General features: G+C 36.5%; 3 protein-coding genes. All 3 read right to left on the reverse strand.

What is annotated here, in order from left to right; all coding sequences use genetic code 11:
* Positions 1-100: 100 nt before the first annotated feature.
* Genes AC33VI_RS16045 through AC33VI_RS16055 form a run of 3 tightly spaced genes read right to left on the reverse strand, consistent with a single transcriptional unit; the run spans position 101 to position 2845 of the window.
* Positions 101-847, reverse strand: a complete 747-nt coding sequence (locus AC33VI_RS16045) for an NUDIX hydrolase (RefSeq protein ID WP_491783273.1) — start codon at positions 845-847, stop codon at positions 101-103.
* An 18-nt stretch (positions 848-865) separates the two neighbouring features.
* Positions 866-1459, reverse strand: a complete 594-nt coding sequence (locus AC33VI_RS16050; RefSeq protein WP_491783274.1) for a nicotinate-nucleotide adenylyltransferase — start codon at positions 1457-1459, stop codon at positions 866-868.
* A 3-nt stretch (positions 1460-1462) separates the two neighbouring features.
* Entirely contained in the window at positions 1463-2845 is a 1383-nt protein-coding gene (locus AC33VI_RS16055) for a nicotinate phosphoribosyltransferase (RefSeq protein ID WP_491783275.1), read from the reverse strand.
* Positions 2846-3062 lie beyond the last annotated feature (217 nt).

Genomic DNA, 3062 nt, shown 5'->3' on the forward strand with positions numbered 1-3062 from the left:
CTCTGATAGTAGAGTCTAATATATTTTTGCTCATGTCTATTTATTTTATATAGTGCCAATAATCTAAATAGACTAATGACTAACAACTAATGACTAATGACTAAATAAACAATAAAGGCTTATCTTTTAGAGGAGCAAAAGCATCAGAATCAAACTTATATAAACTTGCAGGACGACCAGCACCACGAGATACTTTTACCTTTGTATCTAATAAAAATCCTAGCTTTAATAACCGCGATCTAAAATTAGAATAATCAGAAAAATTTTCGCCTAAAATAGTACAGTAAAGCTGATAAACATCATTTAAAGTAAATTCTGCTGGTAAAACATCAAAAGCGATTGGGCTATATTGCAGTTTATTCTTAAGTCGATGACCACCATAATGCAATATTTCATCGTGATCGAAAGCTAAATTAGGAATCTCGTTTACTTTATACCAAGCAACATTAGTATTCGCCTTAGCAACTATTTTCGCTTCTTCATATCTAACCAAAGCAAAATAACTTACAGATAAGTATCTCACGCCAAAACTATCGGGATTTTCTCTAGGATCTCTACCAGGATCGCCAAAGGAATATAATTGTTCTAAATATAAATTATCCACCTTGATTTTCTCTGCCAAAGTACGATAAGCAGCATCGGTTAAAGATTCTCCTTGACGCACTAATGTTCCTGGTAAACTCCAACAATTTTTATAAGGTTCTTCATCTCTTTTTCGCAGTAATACTAATACTCGGTTGTAGGTAGTATCGACAGAAAAAATAACATTATCTACCCCTACCTTAAAATCAGCTAGTTTTTCCAATTTATTACTTTGTCTATTTTTAAACTGAGAATCTGTTTTCATCTTCTAATATTGTCATTATTAATTATTCATTATTAATTCTGAGTTTTCGCTATACAAATCATGGTGTGCAATATATTCATTCACCCTAGTAGAAACCCAACTACGATCTTTTTTTAATCGATAGGTACTAGAAGAAACTTTGGGTGCATTTAAAGTTGCGATCGCAACTCTTCCTCCTACAGCTTCTAACTTCTTAAGATCTTTTTCTTTAATGGAATATCCCAAGCGAGGTACGACTAATACTTTTACCTCTTCTAGCAATTTTTCAATACGATACCAGCTAGTAATTTGCTCTAAAATATCCGAACCTATTACTAAGGTAAACTCTACTTCTTCTCCCCATTTTTCTCTAGCTTTATGCACCGTTACCAAAGTACGGCGATCGCTTAGCTCGGGATGCAGGTTAATATTGTTATGGGTTAAATTTATGTCGGCAATTGTTAAACCCAACATCGCAGTACGATCTCTTAAAGCAGTTTGATGTTTTTTAAAAGGATTATCAGAAGCCCAAACCACCACGCGATCGTAATGTTGCGATAGCCAGTGTAAAATTGTTTGATGTCCTATGGTTGGGGGATCTGCACTCGTACCAAAAAGAGCAATTTTTTGCATAAATTAATTGTTGATTGTTGATTGTTGATTGTTGATTGTTAATGTTTCTCGCAAGGCTTTTAATTCATGGGAAATATTAACTTTAATAGTTTGGGGGTTATTTATCTCTCTCACATCATCGGGAAGACTGGCTACAGAATTAGCAGTGCGTTGGCGAATTATATTTAGGCTATCGATTGGTTGCAATCTTTGACCGTTGGCTACTACTTTCTCTAACAAGTCTTTCTCTCCGTCGTGGGCTTGTTCGTTTATTAAACCCAACCTGTCAGATTTTATCTCTCCATTTACTATCCTACGAAAGATTTGTTTGCGACCAGGAAAGGATACCTTATTGCTAGACTGCTTCATAGTGGGAATGTCGTCTATCTCTACTAATTTATATACTCCCCCAAGACATCCCCCCGTAACTAACTTTGTGCCAATACCATAGCCATCTATTACTGCACCTTCTTGTTTTAGTCGGTCAATTTCCCACTCGTCTAGATCTCCACTGGCAAAGATTTTAGTATCGGGTAAGTGTTGAGCTACTTTTTGCGACAATTCTACTAAATCTCCCGAATCGATTCGCACACCCATAACTTTTATCTCTCCCGCCTCTACTTTATGCTGCAATCTTTTTGCTGCTGCGATCGTATCGTAAGTATCGATCAATAAGGATGCTTGAGGGAAATAGTTTTGAAAAGCAGCAAAAGCTTCGTCTTCATCTCCTTCGATCGCGGAAATCGCCATCACCAAGGAATGAGCCATAGTACCTCTAGGTTGTTCTCCCAGGTTTAAAGCTGCCAAAACATTAGAAGTACCATTAAATCCTGCGGCTAGGGCTGCCCTTGCTGCCCACATTGCTCCTTGGGGGCTAAATGCCCTTCTCGTGCCAAATTCTAGTATATTCGCAGTTTTACCTGCAACATTTCTAATTCTCGCTGCTTTAGTAGCAATTAATGTTTGATAGTTAATGGTGTTGAGTAAATAGGTTTCGACTAGTTGTGCTTGCCATAGCGGTGCTTCAATTCTTAAGATTGGTTCGTTAGGAAAAATTACCGTCCCTTCAGCCACAGCCCAAACATCTCCTGTAAAGCTTCCTGCTGCCAATACCTGCCAAAATCGTTCGGGAGCTTGTTTGAATATTCCCGTTCGTTGTAATGTCTCGATCTGTTGCGGGCTAAAGTTTAATTGCTCTAAATATTCTATGGCTTGTGCCAAACCCATCGCGATCGCATAACCAAAATTGTCTGGCAAGTGTCGAAAAAACAATTCAAAGCTCGCTCTTTTAGCTTCAATTTCTTCTCCCACATAGCACGCAGTCATTGTTAATTGATATAAATCGGTCAATAAAGAATAGTCTTGGGGATTTATATTAAGTGCGTTGTTTGCTATAATATCTTTCATAATGGGAATTTTGCTTATTTTTGGTAATTATTACTAAAATAATAATCATTTCAAAATCAAAATGTCAATACCTATTCATAAAATAACTACTAATTGACAACTGAGTATTATTTATGGATGAAATGTCCTAGATGCAACTCTACCAAAACTAGAAACTCGCACCAAGACACAAAATCTGGATAACGCCAATTAATCAATATAATCAAATCTAAAAAAA

Source organism: Waterburya sp., from assembly GCF_058530065.1.